Raw genomic sequence first — 19400 nt, 5'->3', positions numbered from 1 at the left:
CTGACACTGTGCTGCATAAACAATAACCAAATACGTGCCGTTTGTTAGTAAATCAACAGATCGGATATTTTTATTGATAAACAATCAAATCATACTAAAAATGATGATGGGGGCGAAAAAGTGAAGGAGAAAAAATCCGACAGACGCGTCATTTACACGAAAATGATTATCAAGCAGGCCTTACTCGATTTGATGAAAGATCACCCCATAAACAAAATTACGGTCACACATATCTGCGAGCTTGCTGAAATAAACCGAGGTACATTTTATGCCCACTATACTGATCCCTATGACCTCATGATTCAAATTGAAAACGAATTGTTCTCCGAATTAAAGAATTTTCTGGAGAAATCCATAGAAATCATCACCAACACAGATTTAATAACCAAGATCATGGAATATATTGCTGAAAATATCGCTCTATGCAAGATCATCATCAGTGAAAACGGTGACAAAGAATTTATGCGGCGGGTTGTCAATATTGCTCATGACCAGAGCATCTCTGAGGATCATCTGCGGAACCCGGACCTGTCTGCTGATGAGCTTGAGCAACGCTATATTTTTATATCCAATGGTATCTTTGGAATTATAGAAAATTGGATTGTAAATGATACGAAACAAAGTCCGAAAGAAATTGCTGAGTTTATCGCTAAAATGATGAATAAGATTATGTGATGCAACCATTGTGCACCAATTGTCACTGGTTAAATACCATGACAGAAATACATTATAACTGGGGTTGGTCTGCATGCCACATTCCGCTTTCGGCAGATAGCGCCCTCCATGGCGCTAACAGCCGCGCTACGCTATCCGTGCTCCGCTTGTCGCCGGAACAGTGGCACGCAGACCTGATCTTTGGTATAAAAAATTGGTTTACAGCTTGCATTTCTGTATTGTCAGATTATTGCTATTCCTTTTTGTTTCCCTAATCGAAGAAAGCGGTGTTACCTAACTACGTTCTCGTAGTTAGGTGACACCGCTTTTAATATCGCCTATTAAATTTATAGAATAAATTTAAATATCATATTTTTTATTCTAGTAAACCAACGGCGGAACTTCTTTGATCATGTCGTCAATGGTCCAGCTGTCTTTATGGAGGAACCTTTCGACATTTTCCAGTCGAAGCGGTTTCTGAAATATGGCAATATCTCCGGAAGATACATAGAAGAACTGGCCGGTAACTTCTTTTGCTTCATCTGTGCCGAGGAAAGTGACAAACTGAGCGATAAATTCCGGGCCGCTGGTTACTCCGCCGCCGAATTTCGGTCTGTCCATGGGGAAGCCGGGTGTAACCGCACTGGGAAGGACCGCATTGCAGGTAATACCATGTGCTTTCAGCTCAAGAGAGCACAATGTGGTGAAGCCAATAACGCCGGCTTTTGAAGCGGAATAGGGCAGGCTGGACATGCCAGGGCCGGGAATACCGTCAACAAATGCTGCGCGGGAGGAGAAGTTAATAATCGCACCACTCTTATTTTTAGCCATTTCTTTAGCTGCATAATGAGTTGTAGTAAATTGGCCCTTCATATTGACAGCGACAATGTCATCCCAGTTTTTCTCGTTATCTTCAAAGAAATCAACCGCTCTGGTGAATCCGGCACAATTGACCAGAATATCAATTTTCCCGTAATTGTCAACGGCTGCTTTGACCAGGCCTTCGCCCCCTGCCATTGTCGTAATATCGCCAACAGAAGCGACTGCTTCTCCACCAGCTTCTTTAATCAGGTCCACAGTCAGTTCAGCGGTGTATTTTCCTTCAGGGTTTTTTCCAATATCACCTACGACAACTTTTGCGCCTTCGGCAGACATCGCTAAACAAATCGCTTTACCGATTCCACTGCCACCGCCTGTAACGGCAGCTACTTTTCCTGTTAATTTACCCATGGTTTAATCACACTCTCCTTTTTCTGTGTCTTTTTCCTGTGTCTTTTCTCCTGGCACCGAGAATTAGCAAGATTACGTATCCTATCCTCCCAATTATCCTTGTCTGTAAACAATATTGCATAAAGTATGCCTGAAAAAGAGTATGAAGAAATATCTTGGCTTTTCAACATATTTATGAATCCCGAACAATCCCACGAGTTGTAAAATGCATATCACAATTTTATTTTGAGAATATCTTTTGCGGATGTTTATTCACATCCTTACATTGAAATATCTTTCTCTGTTTTATACACTTCTTTCATTTTCTGTAGAAAAATTGTTGAATAAGACAGGGTTCGTGTCGGGCATGCATCTACACAGTGTCCACATCCGACACACCGCAGGTTTTTAACCGCTTCGCCGTCTTTTGCTTTGCTGCTTATATCGATTGCCATAGAACAGGCTGAATTACACTGGTTGCACTGAACACATTTAGTATTGTTGGTTAGAATTTTTTGTCCGGCAAGTTTCCCCAGTAATCCTAACATAGTTCCTAATGGACAGTAATAGCAATATCCTCTGCCAATAAAAGCTATCCAGAAAAACATCGCTGTAAACAGTTCTCCTGTCAGATATTTGTAGTTTTCCACACTGCTGATCACATTAATATTTCCAGGCAGTGGCACCTTCAATAGATGGAGGGCCCAATAAAAGGAGAAGAAAAGTGAAATACAAAGAAATACCCATTTGAGTATGAACAAAATGCGAAGCTGCCTAGGTTTTACTTTGCGAATTTTTCCGACCAAAGGAAACGCTGGTGCAAATACTTCCGATGCAAACCCATTAAAAAGACATAAGGTAGAACACTGCCACCGTCTCCCCAAAAATAGCGTTCCCAAAATGATAATAGCGCTTATCCAGGCATAGAATATTAACGCAGCCGTTATGCCTGTTACCCCCCACGCTGGTAAGCGGCTTATGTAAAAATTAGTTGTTGTATCCAAAAGCTGCAACGGAGTAGTAGACCATGGTAATGGCATAGCAAAAAAGTACAGTTCAGAATTCTTCAAAAGCAGAGGCCCCGCAATATGAACTACAATAGCAGAGACAATAAAGCCTATCAAATTCCTTTTTCTCATAACCGTTATTTGCGAAGAACCGACTATCTTTAGCGTAAGAAAACTGCACGTTACAATGAAAAAGGTTTTTACCCAGTTTTCATAGAAATGCCAAAACCATGTTATGAGTTTTGCTGTATCTTCTGTTGCATGGCTGGCATAGCCGTAATTTAAACCTGCAATTATAATACATAAGCTTATATATATCCAAAGAATAGCCTTTAGGATTTTTAATTCGATACTTTTGGCAGTATTCATATAGCTATTCTCCTTGTAAATCGCACTTACTGTGTAAAAGCAATTATATCAATATTTTAGTTTACCTTTTCGTTTTGAGAACCCTAAATATTATTCCTCTATTAACCTTTTGCCGCAATTTCTCTATCTTAGATGCCAAATCGAACACAGGGGCTTACTTGATCATATCAAAAAATAACCCCTCTAAAAGATCAAATTAATGATTTTAGAGAGGGGCTGTGCCTTTTTTCCAAGTGGTGTGCAAACTCAGCTATACAGTCAATATATCCTCAAATCATACTGTTTTTCAATACATGGACGATTTCATCATGGTTTAAAACTTTATATCCACCTTTCAATATGAAAGAACCTTTCGCGATACCGTCAAGCATATCCTCAGTTACACCCAAGTCCTTGATGCTCATCACAAAGCCAATCTCTCTCATATAAGCTTCCATTTGGTCGAGTCCCTCTTTTGCGATTTGCTCGTCTGTTTTTCCTTCAGGGTTTACATTCCAAACGTTGATTGCATAGCGCTTGAACTTTTTAAGCCCGAAAGGCATGATGAACCGGTAATATGGTATGGAAATAGCGGACAGTGTCATTCCGTGTGTAGCATCCGTATAGGCGCCAATGGACTGCCCAATCATGTGGACCATCCAGTCTTGTGATTTACCTTTGCCGACAAAGGTATTGAGCGCCCATGTTGCCGTCCACATGATGTTGCTTCTCGCTTCATAGTCTGTAGGCTTCTTGACTGCGATCCTGGAACTATGGATCAAAGACTTTAACAAGCCCTCCATGACATAATCAGAGGTGTTGTCATCCTCATTGGTGAAGTATTGCTCCAAAATGTGTGACATGATATCGAAGAAGCCGGCAACCATCTGATAGTGCGGTATGGTATAGGTAAATACGGGGTTCATAATAGTGAACTTAGGGAACACATTGTCACCAAACACATGACCAATTTTCAGCTTGGTGTCATGGTTGGTGATGACAGAGCCACCATTCATTTCCGAGCCGGTGCCGACCATAGTCAGAACGCATCCTACAGGGATGATCTTATTATCGACATCTTCCATTCGCAGAAAGTATTTATCCCACGGATCTTCCTCACAATAGGTCGAAACCGACACTGCTTTAGCATAATCACAGACCGAGCCGCCGCCTACCGCTAATATCAGATCCACATCGTTCTCTTTGGCTATCTTGCAGCCTTCATATAGCTTTTCGACAGTAGGGTTGGGCATAACGCCTGCATCCTCAAAGACTTCTTTGCCGTTGTCCTTAAGAATTTTGACAATCCTGTCATACAGATCAGTTTTCTTAATGGAACCGCCACCATATGCCAGCAATACATTCTTGCCATACTTAGCAAGTTCCTCGTTCAAATAATTTAACGCGTCTTCTCCGAAATATATTTTGGTTGGATTTGAATAACTGAAATTTCCTAACATTAAATTGATCTCCTTTGCATTTTTCAGTATATGATGATGCCGTATAACATCAAAAATTGAGTTTGAATACTATGTGTGTTATACTTCAAACATTAAGTTCGTTATTATTCTATATCTTAAAGTTAACTTTAAGTCAATGTGTTTTTTAAAATTTCTCTTGAGATTTTGGAGGTCTGCAAATGATCTATACCGTTGGCGAGATGGCGAAGAAACTTAATGTTACTGCTTTGACATTAAGGTACTATGATAAAGAAGGCTTGCTTCCGTTTGTGGAACGCTCTAGCGGCGGGATACGTATGTTCAAAGATGAAGACCTGCCTGGATTAAAAATGATTGAATGCCTGAAAAAAACAGGCATGCCCATCAGAGACATTAAACACTTCATGGATTGCAGCATAATGGGTGATACTACGATTGAAGAACGCCTCTCCATAATCCGATCGCAACGGGACGCCGTGATTCAGCAGATCCAAGAAATGCAGGAAATGCTTGAAATGCTCAATTTCAAGTGCTGGTATTATGAAGCCGCTAAAGAAGCCGGCACCTGCGCTATTCACGATAGTAATAATATACAACTAGAAAAAATCCCTAAAGAATACCATAAGTTTATCAACGCAGGTAGTTCATTTTGAACGTCCTGCGTTTTTCATCACCGACTCTATACGCTTTAACATTCACTAACCCACAATATTTCCTTTTTGTTTACTTTCTTGCCAAGTTTACTAGTTCTTTTGTAATTGGACCACATTTTTCTTCATAAGTATCTAATTTGTAATTAATGACATCCGGACTTATAAAGTTAAGAAGTTTAAATTCCTATGCCATCGTTGGCAAATTTGTATAATTTGACAAAAAAAAGCAGGAAAATTCCTGCTCTAAAAAAACCGCAAACCCGCATGGTTAGCGGGTTTTCAGACGAATTATGGTCAGACTGTCCGAAAACCCCTTAGATGTATTCCATTATTTTCCATTTTATGCTATAATACTCCTATAAACACCTTATTTCCGTTTATTGGAGGTCACTATGGGATACATCTCCGGCGAAGATCGAAGCCAGCAACATCTCTTCCCCTCAACCCTGGAGGAACTAATCGATGAAAATAACCCGGTGCGTGTTATTGATGCCTTTATCGACCACCTCAACCTCTCTGAACTCGGAATTACCCATGCCCACCCGGCTGCCACCGGCAGGCCTCCCTATGATCCCAAAGCCCTCCTTAAACTCTACGTCTACGGTTACTTTAACCGTATCCGCTCCAGCCGGAAACTGATGACCGAATGCGGACGCAATATCGAACTCTTCTATCTTCTAAACCGCCTCACACCCGATTTCCGTACCATCGCCGACTTTCGCAAAGACAATGCTAAAGCGCTCAAACACGTCTTTAAAGCGTTTGTTAAAATATGCTTGGATCTTAAACTCTATGAACGGGAACTTATTGCCATCGACGGCTCCAAATTCAGAGCCGTCAACGGTCGCAAGAAAATGTATAATGAAGAAATTTTAAAGAAAAAACTCTTGCGTATCGAAGAAAACATCACCAACTATCTTAACGCTCTGGATCAAGCTGATCAGGATGATCCGGGAACCGCAAAATACGCTTCCGGCGAAATTAAAGAAAAATTGGCCGAACTAAAAAAGCGTCAGGAACTGTATGAAACCTATTTACAGGAATTAAAGGAATCCGAAGAAACGCAGCTCTTAACCACGGATCCCGAAGCCCGAATGATGCGGACCAAAGACGGTTATGCCTGTTGCTACAACGTGCAAACGGCGGTCGATCAAACCAGTCATCTGATCGCCGAATATGAAGTGACTAATTCCTGCAACGATTACAACTACCTGACGAAAGTTGCCCAGAATACCAAGGAGACCTTTGGTGTAGAAACCATTCATGCCGCCGCAGATAAAGGGTATGACGACAAAGAGGAGATCAGGCAATGCGTGATGAACGGGATTATTCCCCATGTCGGGCTTAAAACCGATAAGGATGAGCGTCTGTTGGTTTTGGAGCATGAAGAAGCCACCATCTCTGAAGACGATCGAAATTCGACCAAACCCGAAGACATTCAGCGCTGTCTTAAAGCCGGCGTTCTGCCTCAATGTTACGAAAACACCATCATGGAGATTGAAGTCCAAGAACAAGACCAGCTCAGTTGTTTTATCCGCCATGAAAACGATACGGTGACCTGCCCTATGGGCTGTGTTTTAACTCGGGTACGAACTCACAGAGGCGGCAATGCCCGTTACCAGAACCGCCATGCTTGCCGGGTTTGCACCAACCGCTGCACCTCGGGAAAGAATTACAAGGTGGTTCAATTTGGACCGGATTCGAAATATATTCCTGTTCTGATGTACGGCTCATCCCATCATCCTTTACAGGTGTATCCGGTGTCGGAGACCCCTTACAATGCGTTCAAGCTTCTCAAACGCAATACGAAAAAGAAAGTGATTCTACATATTCGCGATGACATTCCAATGCAAAAATTACGGTTATGTCTGTCGGAGCATCCTTTTGGTACGGTCAAGTGGTACCATGGAGCACATTACCTGTTATGTAAGGGCATAGAAAAAACCACAGGCGAGCTGGGGCTTAGTTTCCTTGCCTACAATTTACGACGAGCCATCAATATGGTAGGAACCAAACGGTTAGTGGCGGCGTTGAGGGGGTGATCCCCTCTTTTTTTGTTATTTTTGTTCCCCAGATAAACAAAAAAACAGGAATTTCCTGTTTTAAAAAACCGCAAACCCGCATGGTTAGCGGGTTTTCAGACGAATTATGGTCAGACTGTCCGAAAACCCCTTAGATGTATTCCATTATTTTCCATTTTATGCTATAATACTCCTATAAACACCTTATTTCCGTTTATTGGAGGTCACTATGGGATACATCTCCGGCGAAGATCGAAGCCAGCAACATCTCTTCCCCTCAACCCTGGAGGAACTAATCGATGAAAATAACCCGGTGCGTGTTATTGATGCCTTTATCGACCACCTCAACCTCTCTGAACTCGGAATTACCCATGCCCACCCGGCTGCCACCGGCAGGCCTCCCTATGATCCCAAAGCCCTCCTTAAACTCTACGTCTACGGTTACTTTAACCGTATCCGCTCCAGCCGGAAACTGATGACCGAATGCGGACGCAATATCGAACTCTTCTATCTTCTAAACCGCCTCACACCCGATTTCCGTACCATCGCCGACTTTCGCAAAGACAATGCTAAAGCGCTCAAACACGTCTTTAAAGCGTTTGTTAAAATATGCTTGGATCTTAAACTCTATGAACGGGAACTTATTGCCATCGACGGCTCCAAATTCAGAGCCGTCAACGGTCGCAAGAAAATGTATAATGAAGAAATTTTAAAGAAAAAACTCTTGCGTATCGAAGAAAACATCACCAACTATCTTAACGCTCTGGATCAAGCTGATCAGGATGATCCGGGAACCGCAAAATACGCTTCCGGCGAAATTAAAGAAAAATTGGCCGAACTAAAAAAGCGTCAGGAACTGTATGAAACCTATTTACAGGAATTAAAGGAATCCGAAGAAACGCAGCTCTTAACCACGGATCCCGAAGCCCGAATGATGCGGACCAAAGACGGTTATGCCTGTTGCTACAACGTGCAAACGGCGGTCGATCAAACCAGTCATCTGATCGCCGAATATGAAGTGACTAATTCCTGCAACGATTACAACTACCTGACGAAAGTTGCCCAGAATACCAAGGAGACCTTTGGTGTAGAAACCATTCATGCCGCCGCAGATAAAGGGTATGACGACAAAGAGGAGATCAGGCAATGCGTGATGAACGGGATTATTCCCCATGTCGGGCTTAAAACCGATAAGGATGAGCGTCTGTTGGTTTTGGAGCATGAAGAAGCCACCATCTCTGAAGACGATCGAAATTCGACCAAACCCGAAGACATTCAGCGCTGTCTTAAAGCCGGCGTTCTGCCTCAATGTTACGAAAACACCATCATGGAGATTGAAGTCCAAGAACAAGACCAGCTCAGTTGTTTTATCCGCCATGAAAACGATACGGTGACCTGCCCTATGGGCTGTGTTTTAACTCGGGTACGAACTCACAGAGGCGGCAATGCCCGTTACCAGAACCGCCATGCTTGCCGGGTTTGCACCAACCGCTGCACCTCGGGAAAGAATTACAAGGTGGTTCAATTTGGACCGGATTCGAAATATATTCCTGTTCTGATGTACGGCTCATCCCATCATCCTTTACAGGTGTATCCGGTGTCGGAGACCCCTTACAATGCGTTCAAGCTTCTCAAACGCAATACGAAAAAGAAAGTGATTCTACATATTCGCGATGACATTCCAATGCAAAAATTACGGTTATGTCTGTCGGAGCATCCTTTTGGTACGGTCAAGTGGTACCATGGAGCACATTACCTGTTATGTAAGGGCATAGAAAAAACCACAGGCGAGCTGGGGCTTAGTTTCCTTGCCTACAATTTACGACGAGCCATCAATATGGTAGGAACCAAACGGTTAGTGGCGGCGTTGAGGGGGTGATCCCCTCTTTTTTTGTTATTTTTGTTCCCCAGATAAACAAAAAAACAGGAATTTCCTGTTTTAAAAAACCGCAAACCCGCATGGTTAGCGGGTTTTCAGACGAATTATGGTCAGACTGTCCGAAAACCCCTTAGATGTATTCCATTATTTTCCATTTTATGCTATAATACTCCTATAAACACCTTATTTCCGTTTATTGGAGGTCACTATGGGATACATCTCCGGCGAAGATCGAAGCCAGCAACATCTCTTCCCCTCAACCCTGGAGGAACTAATCGATGAAAATAACCCGGTGCGTGTTATTGATGCCTTTATCGACCACCTCAACCTCTCTGAACTCGGAATTACCCATGCCCACCCGGCTGCCACCGGCAGGCCTCCCTATGATCCCAAAGCCCTCCTTAAACTCTACGTCTACGGTTACTTTAACCGTATCCGCTCCAGCCGGAAACTGATGACCGAATGCGGACGCAATATCGAACTCTTCTATCTTCTAAACCGCCTCACACCCGATTTCCGTACCATCGCCGACTTTCGCAAAGACAATGCTAAAGCGCTCAAACACGTCTTTAAAGCGTTTGTTAAAATATGCTTGGATCTTAAACTCTATGAACGGGAACTTATTGCCATCGACGGCTCCAAATTCAGAGCCGTCAACGGTCGCAAGAAAATGTATAATGAAGAAATTTTAAAGAAAAAACTCTTGCGTATCGAAGAAAACATCACCAACTATCTTAACGCTCTGGATCAAGCTGATCAGGATGATCCGGGAACCGCAAAATACGCTTCCGGCGAAATTAAAGAAAAATTGGCCGAACTAAAAAAGCGTCAGGAACTGTATGAAACCTATTTACAGGAATTAAAGGAATCCGAAGAAACGCAGCTCTTAACCACGGATCCCGAAGCCCGAATGATGCGGACCAAAGACGGTTATGCCTGTTGCTACAACGTGCAAACGGCGGTCGATCAAACCAGTCATCTGATCGCCGAATATGAAGTGACTAATTCCTGCAACGATTACAACTACCTGACGAAAGTTGCCCAGAATACCAAGGAGACCTTTGGTGTAGAAACCATTCATGCCGCCGCAGATAAAGGGTATGACGACAAAGAGGAGATCAGGCAATGCGTGATGAACGGGATTATTCCCCATGTCGGGCTTAAAACCGATAAGGATGAGCGTCTGTTGGTTTTGGAGCATGAAGAAGCCACCATCTCTGAAGACGATCGAAATTCGACCAAACCCGAAGACATTCAGCGCTGTCTTAAAGCCGGCGTTCTGCCTCAATGTTACGAAAACACCATCATGGAGATTGAAGTCCAAGAACAAGACCAGCTCAGTTGTTTTATCCGCCATGAAAACGATACGGTGACCTGCCCTATGGGCTGTGTTTTAACTCGGGTACGAACTCACAGAGGCGGCAATGCCCGTTACCAGAACCGCCATGCTTGCCGGGTTTGCACCAACCGCTGCACCTCGGGAAAGAATTACAAGGTGGTTCAATTTGGACCGGATTCGAAATATATTCCTGTTCTGATGTACGGCTCATCCCATCATCCTTTACAGGTGTATCCGGTGTCGGAGACCCCTTACAATGCGTTCAAGCTTCTCAAACGCAATACGAAAAAGAAAGTGATTCTACATATTCGCGATGACATTCCAATGCAAAAATTACGGTTATGTCTGTCGGAGCATCCTTTTGGTACGGTCAAGTGGTACCATGGAGCACATTACCTGTTATGTAAGGGCATAGAAAAAACCACAGGCGAGCTGGGGCTTAGTTTCCTTGCCTACAATTTACGACGAGCCATCAATATGGTAGGAACCAAACGGTTAGTGGCGGCGTTGAGGGGGTGATCCCCTCTTTTTTTGTTATTTTTGTTCCCCAGATAAACAAAAAAACAGGAATTTCCTGTTTTAAAAAACCGCAAACCCGCATGGTTAGCGGGTTTTCAGACGAATTATGGTGCGGACGAGAGGACTTGAACCTCCACGAGCGTGAGCCCACTAGTACCTGAAACTAGCGCGTCTGCCAGTTCCGCCACGTCCGCATTGACAGATTACATTATATTAAATGCCGTCATGGTTTGTCAACCTCAACTGAGCAGAAATCTTTGGCAATCAATAAATTTTTATATTGCGAATATTCCTTCAACCGCGTTCGTTATTTCGTTATCACATTCTCCGGTGCCCCGGCAATGAATGTCTCTAAATTGCGAACGGCAATCGACATGAGCCTCTGTCTAGCTTCTAAAGAAGCCCAGGATATATGCGGCGTAATAATGCAATTCTTAGCCTTAAGCAACACATTGTCCGGCCTGATCGGTTCGGTGGAAACGACATCCAAGGCCGCCCCGGCAATCTTACCGCTATTCAAAGCCTCAGCCAGATCTGCTTCAACAATCAGCGGCCCCCTGGAGTTATTGACAATCATGACTCCCGGCTTCATCTTGGCAATTGTCTCTTTATTGATTATTGCTTTTGTGCTTTCAAAAAGCGGGCAATGCAAGACAATGACATCCGATTGGCGAAGCAAGTCATCCAGATCAGTATAACGCATGGTTGGACCTTCCAGTGACGCATCCTGACAGGTATCAACGGCCAGGATGCTCATCCCCATGGCTTGCGCGATTCGTCCTGTTGCCTGACCGATCCGGCCATAGCCGATGATCCCCATGGTTTTTCCAGACAGCTCGATTAAAGGGAATTGCCAATATGTCCAGTCCGGATTACTTGACCACTCCCCCTTTTTGACGGATTCACTGTGCGCGCCGACATGATGGCACATTTCCAGTAAAAGAGCAATGGCCATTTGCCCCACAGATTCTGTTCCGTAAGCCGGGATATTGGTGACTGTAATCCCTTTATTAACGGCTGCCGCCACATCGACAATATTATATCCGGTGGCTAAGACACCGATAAATTTTAAATGAGTCGCTTTTTCAATGACGTTCTGGGTTATCGGTGTTTTATTCGTAAAAACTGCTTCGGCATTGCCAATACGCGCAATCACCGCATCATCATTGTTCAGGTCATAGGTCGTACGGTCATAGACTGTGAGGTCCCCTAAGCTTTCAAGTTTATTCCAGGAAATATCCCCGGGATTCAGTGTATAACCATCTAAAACGACAATCTTCATATCTTCCTCCATGAGCAGTGGTCACCTTTTGATACCAGCAAGAAACAACCGCAGGATTCGTTCCGCTGCCCGTTCCAGCAAAGGCGCTGTTTCCTGCATCGCTTCATCCAGGCTGATAGGTCCTTCAACAATGCTAAAGATCCCGGAAAAACCATAGGCATAGAGTGATGCGGCATCTTCAGTAATTGCCCCCGATAAACAAACAACCGGAATATGATGGTTTACCGCCTTGCTGGCGATGGCCATCGGCACTTTGCCAAATTGCGTTTGTTTGTCAGTTCTGCCTTCCCCAGTCAAAACGAAATTCGCACCATCCAGCACGCGGTCCAATTCGGCTATATCCATAATGATTTGGGCACCTGGGAGCAGCTTAGCGCCCAGAAAGGCCATCAAGGCAGCGCCTACACCCCCGGCTGCACCGGCTCCCGGGATATCTTTTACCGCATGACCGGTACTTCTGGCTAAGCATTCACCATAGTGACACAAATTTCGATCCAAACGCGTGACCATTTCGGGTGTGGCGCCTTTTTGCGGTCCATAGACTGCTGACGCTCCCTGAGGTCCGCATAACGGATTCGTCACATCACAGGCAACAACGATATCGGTACGTGTTAATCTATCATCCAAGCCCGAAGCATCAATGCGGTCCAGTTCACTGAGATTTCCGCCGCCGGGAGCGATTTCTCCGGCGTTCCTATCCAGGAATTTGACCCCCAACGCGCGAGCCATACCGACACCGCCGTCATTGGTGGCACTGCCGCCGATGCCCAATATCAGCTTCCGGGCGCCATCATCCAACGCCTTTTTTATCAGCTCTCCGAACCCGTAGGACGTTGTCCAAAGCGGGTTTCGTTCTGCCACAGAAAGTAAATTCAAGCCCGACGCCGCAGCCAGTTCAATCACGGCTGTTTTGCTGTCCGGTAAGACACCGTAAAAAGATTCCACCGGTATTCCTGACGGACCGCTGACCCGAACCGGAACAATACTGCCTCCCAGTGCCGTCACGACAGCGTCTACCGTGCCCTCACCGCCGTCGGCCATGGGGATAAGCCGTGTTTGGATCGTCGGATCCACCTGAAGGATTCCCTTCTCCATTGCTCTGGCAACTGCTATCGCGTTGAGACTGCCTTTAAATGAGTCCGGTGCAATAACCACTTTCATCCGCGCCATACCCCCGTTACATCGTTCTAGTTGTCTGTATGAAGCGGACTTAGAGGACAAAGAAAGCAACCGCAATAATAAGGTATACGGCCACAAGCTGAACGCCTTCCATCCAGTTCGATTCCCCGTCTGTTGCCACTCTATTAGCGATCAATACAGAAAAGATCAACGCGATCAACTCGAATTCATTGAACACAATGCTCATTGGCGTAAAGAGCAGACTTAAAAAGATCAGCACGGGCGTGACGAACAAAATAATCTGCAGACTGGAACCAATCGCTATTTCCACAGCAACATCCATCTTATTCTTCACTGCCATAACAATGGCTGTGCTGTGCTCGGCCGCGTTTCCAATGATTGGAATAAGAATGATCCCGACAAAGAACTCACTGAGGCCCAGTGTCGTTGTCATAGGCTCTACTGCACTGACCAAGAACTCACTCTCAAAGGCGATGAACACGGTGGCGCCGATGAGTACCCCAATCGCTTTTTTCATGGACCATTTTGGTTCGCTCTCCTGAGAATGATCAATGGAATAAATATCTCGGTGGGTAAAAAATGAGAAGAACAAACTCAAAATATAAATAATGAACATAATCACGGCGACAATGACACTCAGTCCTTCGTATTTTGTGTTTAGCAGTGCCGGATCCAGGGTATGGGTAAAAATGGCGGGTATCGTCAAACCGATAACCGCGAAAAGAAGCATACTGGCACTATTATCGACGACGCTGCGATTAAATTGCTGTGTCTTGTATTTTATACCGCCAAAAACCATACTCAGCCCTAAAACAAGCAGAATATTACCAATGACTGATCCGGCGATGGAGGCTTTCACCACTTCAAACAGTCCTGCTCTAAGCGCAAAAAAGGCTATGATTAGTTCAGTGGCGTTACCGAATGTGGCATTTAAGAACCCCCCTACCTTCGGTCCGCTATAGAACGATATTTCTTCTGTGGCCTCTCCCATCAAGCCTGCCAATGGGACAATGGCCAAGGCAGACAGAGCAAACATCAGCGTTGGCGCCCAGTGCAGGAATTCGCCTAGAATACTGATTGGAACAAAAATCAACATGATGCGTAGAATTTTCATTGTTATGTCCTTCCCATTTAGTAAAATTTTTTATATTTTTTATTATTTTTCTTATCGATTTACTTATAATGCGCACCGATCTATTTATTATATTCTCTAGCTCAAGAAAGTACATTTCCTTCTTCCGTATTGATCCGGACAAGGTCATTCTCCTTTTGATTCAGCCGGCGCACTTCGTAAACCAGGGCAATAACCGTAATGACTGTGGACAAAAAGTCCGAGATCGGTGCGGCAATCAAAACACCCTGGAGCTGTAGATATTTGGGCAGAATTAAAAGTAAGGGAATTAAAATCAATACCTGTCTGGAAAGGCTTAAGACCATGGCATGTTTCGGCTTCCCGATAGCCTGGAAGTAGTTGGAGCCGATTACTTGAACCCCCAGGATGGGCAGACAGAACAGGAATATGGCCATCGCATTGGTACCGAAGGAAACAAGCTGCGGGTCATCGTTAAAGAGCATGATCAGCTGGGTTGGTATGGCCCTGGTCAAGATAAAACCGACGGTAGAAATAATCGTCGCAGCGGATATCGCCAGGACCAGCGTTCTTTTTACCCGTTGGTACTGCAAAGCACCATAATTGTAGCCGATAATCGGTTGAGCCCCTTGGCTGATACCCAAAACAGGAAGGAATATCAGAGTCATGATCCGATAGATAATTCCTAAACCGGAAATGGCTACATCGCCGCCATAAGCGAGAAGGCTCTGGTTCATCACCGCACTTAAAACGCACTGGGCCAACTGAACCAGAAAAGGAGCGCTCCCTATTGCCATTATATTGATAATTAATTCTTTTTTCAATTTCATATTACGGAGGAGGATCTTAAGATAACTGTTTGGTCTAAGAAAATGGGAAACGATAAGAATTGCTGTTATGGACTGTGCAATCACCGTGGCCAAAGCTGCACCGCGTATCCCCCATCCCAAAACAAAGATGAATAATGGGGCCAGACCGAGGTTGATCAACGTCCCCAGTACCGACAAAATCATCGCCTTCGTCGGCTTTCCTTCGGCACTGATAAGGCTGTTTAGACTAAAGCCGGTGGTCATGAAAAATGAACCCGCCAAAATAATTGTTGTAAAATCCTTGGCATAGGGCATGACGTCGCTACTGGCGCCGAAGAGCTGAAGCAGCGGTTCAATAAAAATAAGCCCGGCAATACTCACAATCAGTGCAATTATCAGAACCAACGCGAATCCATTACCGAGGATCGATTGCGCTTCGTCGTGTTTTTGTTCTCCAAGCCGTATCGATACGAGTGTCGTCGTGCCGACCCCTACCAGTAAGCCAAAAGCCATTTGGATCATCATGATAGGAAAGGCGACTGTAACCGCAGCAATCCCCAGAGGGCCTACACTGTGGCCAATAAATATCGCATCAATTATATTGTACATCGCACTCACCAGCATACTGATGATTGCCGGTATTGAAAATTTGAATAGTAACTTTGAAACCTTTTCTTCTCCGATTCGTTGAACATGATTATTCATTTCTAAAAACTCCTAGTAATATAAGTTGGTAATGGAATATTTTATCAAAATATCGGCCAATTAACAACTAGAAATTTCTTGCTTTCCATGGCCGAGAGGCATATAATTTTTTCGCAAGGTTCCAATCCTGTTGTTGATAAATCTTTTTCAGGAGGCAGCTAAGCCGTGACTAAGGAAAAAATCCTCTTGCATGCGTGTTGTGCGCCATGTTCAGGCTATGTCCTGGAGCAATTGTCCCTTGATTATGAACCGGTGATCTTCTATTCGAATCCGAATATTCATCCCGAATCGGAATATTTTCTTCGCCGCGATGAGCTAAGGCAATTTGCTGCATCAAAAAGTATTGCCTTCGTGGAAGATCAATATGATACCGCTGAATGGGTTGCGTGTACCCGTGGCTTGGAAAACGAGCCCGAACGCGGATCGCGATGCACCCGCTGCTTTGCACTGAGACTTCAGAAAACGGCCTCCTATGCCCGCCAAAATGATTTTAAATCGTTTACTACTACCCTGACTGTCAGCCCGCATAAAAATAGCAGCGTCATATTGGAAATAGGTCAGTGGATTGCCGCCAAAAACGAAATACTTTTTCTATCCCGGGACTTCAAGAAGAAAGATGGTTATAAAAAAGCCACTGAGATCGCCAGAATCGAAAAGTTTTACCGTCAGCAATATTGCGGTTGTGTGTATTCGTTGAGCGTAACACCCAAAACAGGGAAAACTTAACTGTATATTTTTACTGATAATCGTTGACTTTAAGGCTTTTCCATGGTAATTTTTTAATGAAGAGTCTCTAGATAATTGTAGTCTAGGTTATAAAATCTAGTCGCCAGTTGTCTTTGGACTTTGCGCAAGAAGCTCCCGGACGCGGGAGCTTCTAATTATTTTTAGAAGAATTAATCAGAAGCGTTATCGGTCGCAGGAAGTACTTATTTTCTGCCATGGTTATGCCATTAGCGGTGAATATTTTACAGATTGATACCGGACGAACACCAAATAATTCACACCGGCATATATTGCATCATATCCCAATATTTACCATTCTACAGGAGGTGTCGTCTGTTATGGCTTTTGAAGGTACAGTTGCGGAAGGTACTGGTGGCGGATGCTGCTGCAATCCCAATCTCTGCGGTATTGCCATTGTCACGGTCATCATTTTGCTCTTAATTGCTCTGGGGATCGTATTCTAAAGAATAACTCTTATCTCAAATAAAACATGGTATAAAGGAGGCAAATCAATGTACAATTATGGATGTTGCTGCAGAACTGTTGCCCCGGTAGCACCGGTGGCTCCTGTTGCTCCGTTTTACGGCGGTGTCGGCGTTGGCATCATTGCGATCGCGATTCTTATCCTGATTGCCCTCGGTGTTATCTTCTAAATCACTATCTGATCTTCTGGGGCGCGGCAAGTATTTGTCCGCGCCTTTACTTATTATTTCATTATGACCTTCTCTTTTCTAAGTATACTTTAATCATCATAAGATATATTAAATAGGTCGAAGGAAATGAAGGAAATCGAATACGGATATGGAATTATTTAATATATACATTCTTTCGCACAAAAAATATGAATCAGAGGTTAGGCTCCATGAACATTGCTTTTTTCCTTATTCCCAAAAAAGACGTCATCTTTCTTAAGAAAACAGCAACAATGCGTCAGGCTCTCGAACGAATGGAATATCATGGTTACTCTGCTATTCCGCTGGTCGACGCCAAAGGGTATTATGCAGGAACAATAACAGAAGGCGACCTTCTCTGGAAACTAAAAAACACACCGGATCTTACCTTCAGTAATACAGAAAAAATCCGATTAGAAGAAATTGATCAGCGTACCCAAAACACCCCTGTTTCAATCAATGCCCAAATCAATGATCTGATTTCCAGAGCGATCCAGCAGAATTTTGTACCGGTGACGGACGACCAGGGTGTTTTCATCGGGATCGTCCGCAGAAGAGAAATAATTGAATATTGTGCCAGAATACTTAACACTGAAAAAATATCTACGGTAAAAATAATTTAACACAACAATCAAAAAAGAAAGCAAATAGCTTGCAAAAGACAAGCGAAAAGCATAAGAAATGTAATGCAATTAAGGACGCCTTCTAGCGTCCTTAATATTATGGATAAATGCCATCGAAATTGATGATATATTAGCTTTCTTTTTTCTCCTCGACAGAATCTTTGGATGCTGGTTTCGCAGCGTCCTCATCGGTCGTCGCTTCTTTGAATTCTTTTATCCCCTTGCCCATGGCTTTCCCCAGTTCGGGAAGTTTTCCAGGACCAAAAATAATCAGAACAATAACCAGTACAACGACAATCGCCCAAGGTGATATCATACCAAAAATCGGTTGCATGCAGCCACCCTCCTTTACTGATATTAGCAACGTTTACTATAGCATAAAATCAGCAAAAAAGCTATTGCCGCGACAAAATAACTTCATTCATTTTAGAAAAACTAAAATTCGCCAGCGGAATAGAATGAAAAATTGCTGGCACTATCGTGTGAAAAGATCGATTGATAATGAAGGTATAATTCCCAGATGAGGTCCCAGAGCTCTCCTTGCGCGTAAGTGACATTGATCCCCATTTCTCGAGCTTCAGCGCGACCGATGGGGTAACCATGTGAGAAATAACCATTGGTCAGGTTCTTGGTCACCGTTTTTACTTTCTCCGGATCATTTTTCAGCATATATTTGGACAATAGGGATTCTGCGTATTGGCGTGAGGCTTTTAATGCTTTCTCATAATCTCCGATCAGCCATGGATCAAGCTTATTCAGCATGGATGTCACGATGATTTCAGATACTTCCGGATTAACGGTGTTATCAATAATTTCTTCGATATATTCAAAGCAACAGCGCAGTGCTTGAACAGGTATCCAGAAATCCTTGTAAGACGGATGCTTGACTAACGGATCGATTGGTCCCAGTTCTGAAATAGGACCCATCACCACTTCATCCGCTCCGAGTACGATCATCGATGCCGCAGACTTTGCAGAAAACGGGACGATGACTGAAAACTTTTCGCAAAATTCCCGGATCAGCATCACGACTTTATACGGGGTGTCCACGGCGCCGCCGTAGCTATGAAGGAACAAGTCAATTTTTTGGGTTTTCCCGACTTTATTTAACTCCTGATAAAGCGGAACAAGAATGCTGTCATCAAGAGGTGTATAAGAAAAATAAACAAGCAATTTAGAATCACGAATCGTTTCTATACTCTCCAATAAGATTTTCTTTTGTTTCTCATTCAACGATATACAGCCCCTCAATTTGTTATTGGTAATTAATGTATAATATACTATTA

General features: G+C 43.8%; 18 protein-coding genes and 1 tRNA gene. 9 read left to right on the top strand and 10 right to left on the bottom strand.

What is annotated here, in order from left to right:
• Window positions 1-120 precede the first annotated feature (120 nt).
• A complete protein-coding gene (locus LPY66_RS10105; RefSeq protein WP_337987935.1) occupies window positions 121-675 on the top strand; it encodes a TetR/AcrR family transcriptional regulator in 555 nt (184 codons plus the stop codon).
• Between the two features lie 360 nt (window positions 676-1035).
• Here LPY66_RS10105 and LPY66_RS10100 read toward each other — a convergent pair whose 3' ends face one another.
• From LPY66_RS10100 to LPY66_RS10090, 3 genes are all read right to left on the bottom strand, one after another.
• The gene (locus LPY66_RS10100; protein ID WP_337987934.1) at window positions 1036-1884 is read right to left on the bottom strand and encodes an SDR family NAD(P)-dependent oxidoreductase; all 849 of its coding nucleotides are present in this window, start codon (window positions 1882-1884) and stop codon (window positions 1036-1038) included.
• 260 nt (window positions 1885-2144) lie between these two features.
• Complete coding sequence (locus LPY66_RS10095; protein ID WP_337987933.1) at window positions 2145-3239, bottom strand: 4Fe-4S binding protein; 1095 nt, start codon at window positions 3237-3239, stop codon at window positions 2145-2147.
• Window positions 3240-3508: 269 nt separating this feature from the next.
• Window positions 3509-4678, bottom strand: a complete 1170-nt coding sequence (locus tag LPY66_RS10090) for an iron-containing alcohol dehydrogenase (protein WP_337987932.1) — start codon at window positions 4676-4678, stop codon at window positions 3509-3511.
• Window positions 4679-4857: 179 nt separating this feature from the next.
• Between LPY66_RS10090 and LPY66_RS10085 the strand changes: the two genes are divergently transcribed.
• From LPY66_RS10085 to LPY66_RS10070, 4 genes are all read left to right on the top strand, one after another.
• On the top strand, window positions 4858-5310 hold the full coding sequence (locus LPY66_RS10085; protein WP_337987931.1) for a MerR family transcriptional regulator: 453 nt from the start codon (window positions 4858-4860) through the stop codon (window positions 5308-5310).
• Window positions 5311-5702: 392 nt separating this feature from the next.
• Entirely contained in the window at window positions 5703-7352 is a 1650-nt protein-coding gene (locus tag LPY66_RS10080) for an IS1182 family transposase (RefSeq protein ID WP_337986596.1), read from the top strand.
• Window positions 7353-7560: 208 nt separating this feature from the next.
• Window positions 7561-9210 (top strand): IS1182 family transposase, encoded by a 1650-nt coding sequence (locus LPY66_RS10075; protein ID WP_337986596.1) that lies wholly within the window; start codon window positions 7561-7563, stop codon window positions 9208-9210.
• A gap of 208 nt (window positions 9211-9418) precedes the next feature.
• Window positions 9419-11068 carry an IS1182 family transposase gene (locus LPY66_RS10070; protein WP_337986596.1) on the top strand — a complete coding sequence of 550 codons (1650 nt, stop codon included), beginning with the start codon at window positions 9419-9421 and terminating at the stop codon, window positions 11066-11068.
• A 107-nt stretch (window positions 11069-11175) separates the two neighbouring features.
• Here LPY66_RS10070 and LPY66_RS10065 read toward each other — a convergent pair.
• The 5 genes from LPY66_RS10065 to LPY66_RS10045 form a co-directional block, all read right to left on the bottom strand.
• Window positions 11176-11262: transfer RNA gene (locus tag LPY66_RS10065), tRNA-Leu, on the bottom strand.
• 113 nt (window positions 11263-11375) lie between these two features.
• Complete coding sequence (locus tag LPY66_RS10060; protein WP_337987930.1) at window positions 11376-12350, bottom strand: D-2-hydroxyacid dehydrogenase; 975 nt, start codon at window positions 12348-12350, stop codon at window positions 11376-11378.
• A 21-nt stretch (window positions 12351-12371) separates the two neighbouring features.
• Window positions 12372-13511 (bottom strand): glycerate kinase, encoded by a 1140-nt coding sequence (locus tag LPY66_RS10055; protein ID WP_337987929.1) that lies wholly within the window; start codon window positions 13509-13511, stop codon window positions 12372-12374.
• A 49-nt stretch (window positions 13512-13560) separates the two neighbouring features.
• Window positions 13561-14604 (bottom strand): calcium/proton exchanger, encoded by a 1044-nt coding sequence (gene cax, locus LPY66_RS10050; RefSeq protein ID WP_337987928.1) that lies wholly within the window; start codon window positions 14602-14604, stop codon window positions 13561-13563.
• Between the two features lie 101 nt (window positions 14605-14705).
• Complete coding sequence (locus LPY66_RS10045) at window positions 14706-16094, bottom strand: MATE family efflux transporter (protein ID WP_337987927.1); 1389 nt, start codon at window positions 16092-16094, stop codon at window positions 14706-14708.
• 165 nt (window positions 16095-16259) lie between these two features.
• Here LPY66_RS10045 and LPY66_RS10040 point away from each other — a divergent pair, with 165 nt between their 5' ends.
• The 4 genes from LPY66_RS10040 (at window position 16260) to LPY66_RS10025 (ending at window position 18114) form a co-directional block, all read left to right on the top strand.
• Window positions 16260-16820: an epoxyqueuosine reductase QueH gene (locus LPY66_RS10040; RefSeq protein WP_337987926.1), complete on the top strand. Its 561-nt coding sequence runs from the start codon at window positions 16260-16262 to the stop codon at window positions 16818-16820.
• 338 nt (window positions 16821-17158) lie between these two features.
• Complete coding sequence (locus LPY66_RS10035) at window positions 17159-17284, top strand: hypothetical protein (RefSeq protein WP_337987925.1); 126 nt, start codon at window positions 17159-17161, stop codon at window positions 17282-17284.
• A 48-nt stretch (window positions 17285-17332) separates the two neighbouring features.
• The gene (locus LPY66_RS10030) at window positions 17333-17473 is read left to right on the top strand and encodes a hypothetical protein (protein ID WP_337987924.1); all 141 of its coding nucleotides are present in this window, start codon (window positions 17333-17335) and stop codon (window positions 17471-17473) included.
• Between the two features lie 209 nt (window positions 17474-17682).
• Complete coding sequence (locus LPY66_RS10025; protein WP_337988065.1) at window positions 17683-18114, top strand: CBS domain-containing protein; 432 nt, start codon at window positions 17683-17685, stop codon at window positions 18112-18114.
• A 130-nt stretch (window positions 18115-18244) separates the two neighbouring features.
• On the opposite strand, the gene tatA is transcribed toward LPY66_RS10025, so the two are convergent.
• Window positions 18245-18448 (bottom strand): twin-arginine translocase TatA/TatE family subunit, encoded by a 204-nt coding sequence (gene tatA, locus LPY66_RS10020; protein ID WP_337987923.1) that lies wholly within the window; start codon window positions 18446-18448, stop codon window positions 18245-18247.
• A 101-nt stretch (window positions 18449-18549) separates the two neighbouring features.
• Window positions 18550-19347, bottom strand: a complete 798-nt coding sequence (locus LPY66_RS10015; RefSeq protein ID WP_337987922.1) for an SDH family Clp fold serine proteinase — start codon at window positions 19345-19347, stop codon at window positions 18550-18552.
• Window positions 19348-19400: the final 53 nt, after the last annotated feature.

Source organism: Dehalobacter sp. DCM, assembly GCF_024972775.1.
In the GTDB taxonomy this organism is placed as follows: domain Bacteria; phylum Bacillota; class Desulfitobacteriia; order Desulfitobacteriales; family Syntrophobotulaceae; genus Dehalobacter.
This window is presented reverse-complemented; position numbering and strand designations above follow the sequence as displayed.

Bases quoted from the DNA above. Each gene is read 5' to 3' on its own strand.
- LPY66_RS10090 (WP_337987932.1), bottom strand. From the start codon at position 4,678: ATGTTAGGAAATTTCAGTTATTCAAATCCAACCAAAATATATTTCGGA.
- LPY66_RS10045 (WP_337987927.1), bottom strand. From the start codon at position 16,094: ATGAATAATCATGTTCAACGAATCGGAGAAGAAAAGGTTTCAAAGTTA.
- LPY66_RS10075 (WP_337986596.1), top strand. From the start codon at position 7,561: ATGGGATACATCTCCGGCGAAGATCGAAGCCAGCAACATCTCTTCCCC.
- LPY66_RS10060 (WP_337987930.1), bottom strand. From the start codon at position 12,350: ATGAAGATTGTCGTTTTAGATGGTTATACACTGAATCCCGGGGATATT.
- LPY66_RS10080 (WP_337986596.1), top strand. From the start codon at position 5,703: ATGGGATACATCTCCGGCGAAGATCGAAGCCAGCAACATCTCTTCCCC.
- LPY66_RS10055 (WP_337987929.1), bottom strand. From the start codon at position 13,511: ATGAAAGTGGTTATTGCACCGGACTCATTTAAAGGCAGTCTCAACGCG.
- LPY66_RS10030 (WP_337987924.1), top strand. From the start codon at position 17,333: ATGTACAATTATGGATGTTGCTGCAGAACTGTTGCCCCGGTAGCACCG.
- LPY66_RS10100 (WP_337987934.1), bottom strand. From the start codon at position 1,884: ATGGGTAAATTAACAGGAAAAGTAGCTGCCGTTACAGGCGGTGGCAGT.
- tatA (WP_337987923.1), bottom strand. From the start codon at position 18,448: ATGCAACCGATTTTTGGTATGATATCACCTTGGGCGATTGTCGTTGTA.
- LPY66_RS10085 (WP_337987931.1), top strand. From the start codon at position 4,858: ATGATCTATACCGTTGGCGAGATGGCGAAGAAACTTAATGTTACTGCT.
- LPY66_RS10095 (WP_337987933.1), bottom strand. From the start codon at position 3,239: ATGAATACTGCCAAAAGTATCGAATTAAAAATCCTAAAGGCTATTCTT.
- LPY66_RS10070 (WP_337986596.1), top strand. From the start codon at position 9,419: ATGGGATACATCTCCGGCGAAGATCGAAGCCAGCAACATCTCTTCCCC.
- cax (WP_337987928.1), bottom strand. From the start codon at position 14,604: ATGAAAATTCTACGCATCATGTTGATTTTTGTTCCAATCAGTATTCTA.
- LPY66_RS10025 (WP_337988065.1), top strand. From the start codon at position 17,683: ATGAACATTGCTTTTTTCCTTATTCCCAAAAAAGACGTCATCTTTCTT.
- LPY66_RS10035 (WP_337987925.1), top strand. From the start codon at position 17,159: ATGGCTTTTGAAGGTACAGTTGCGGAAGGTACTGGTGGCGGATGCTGC.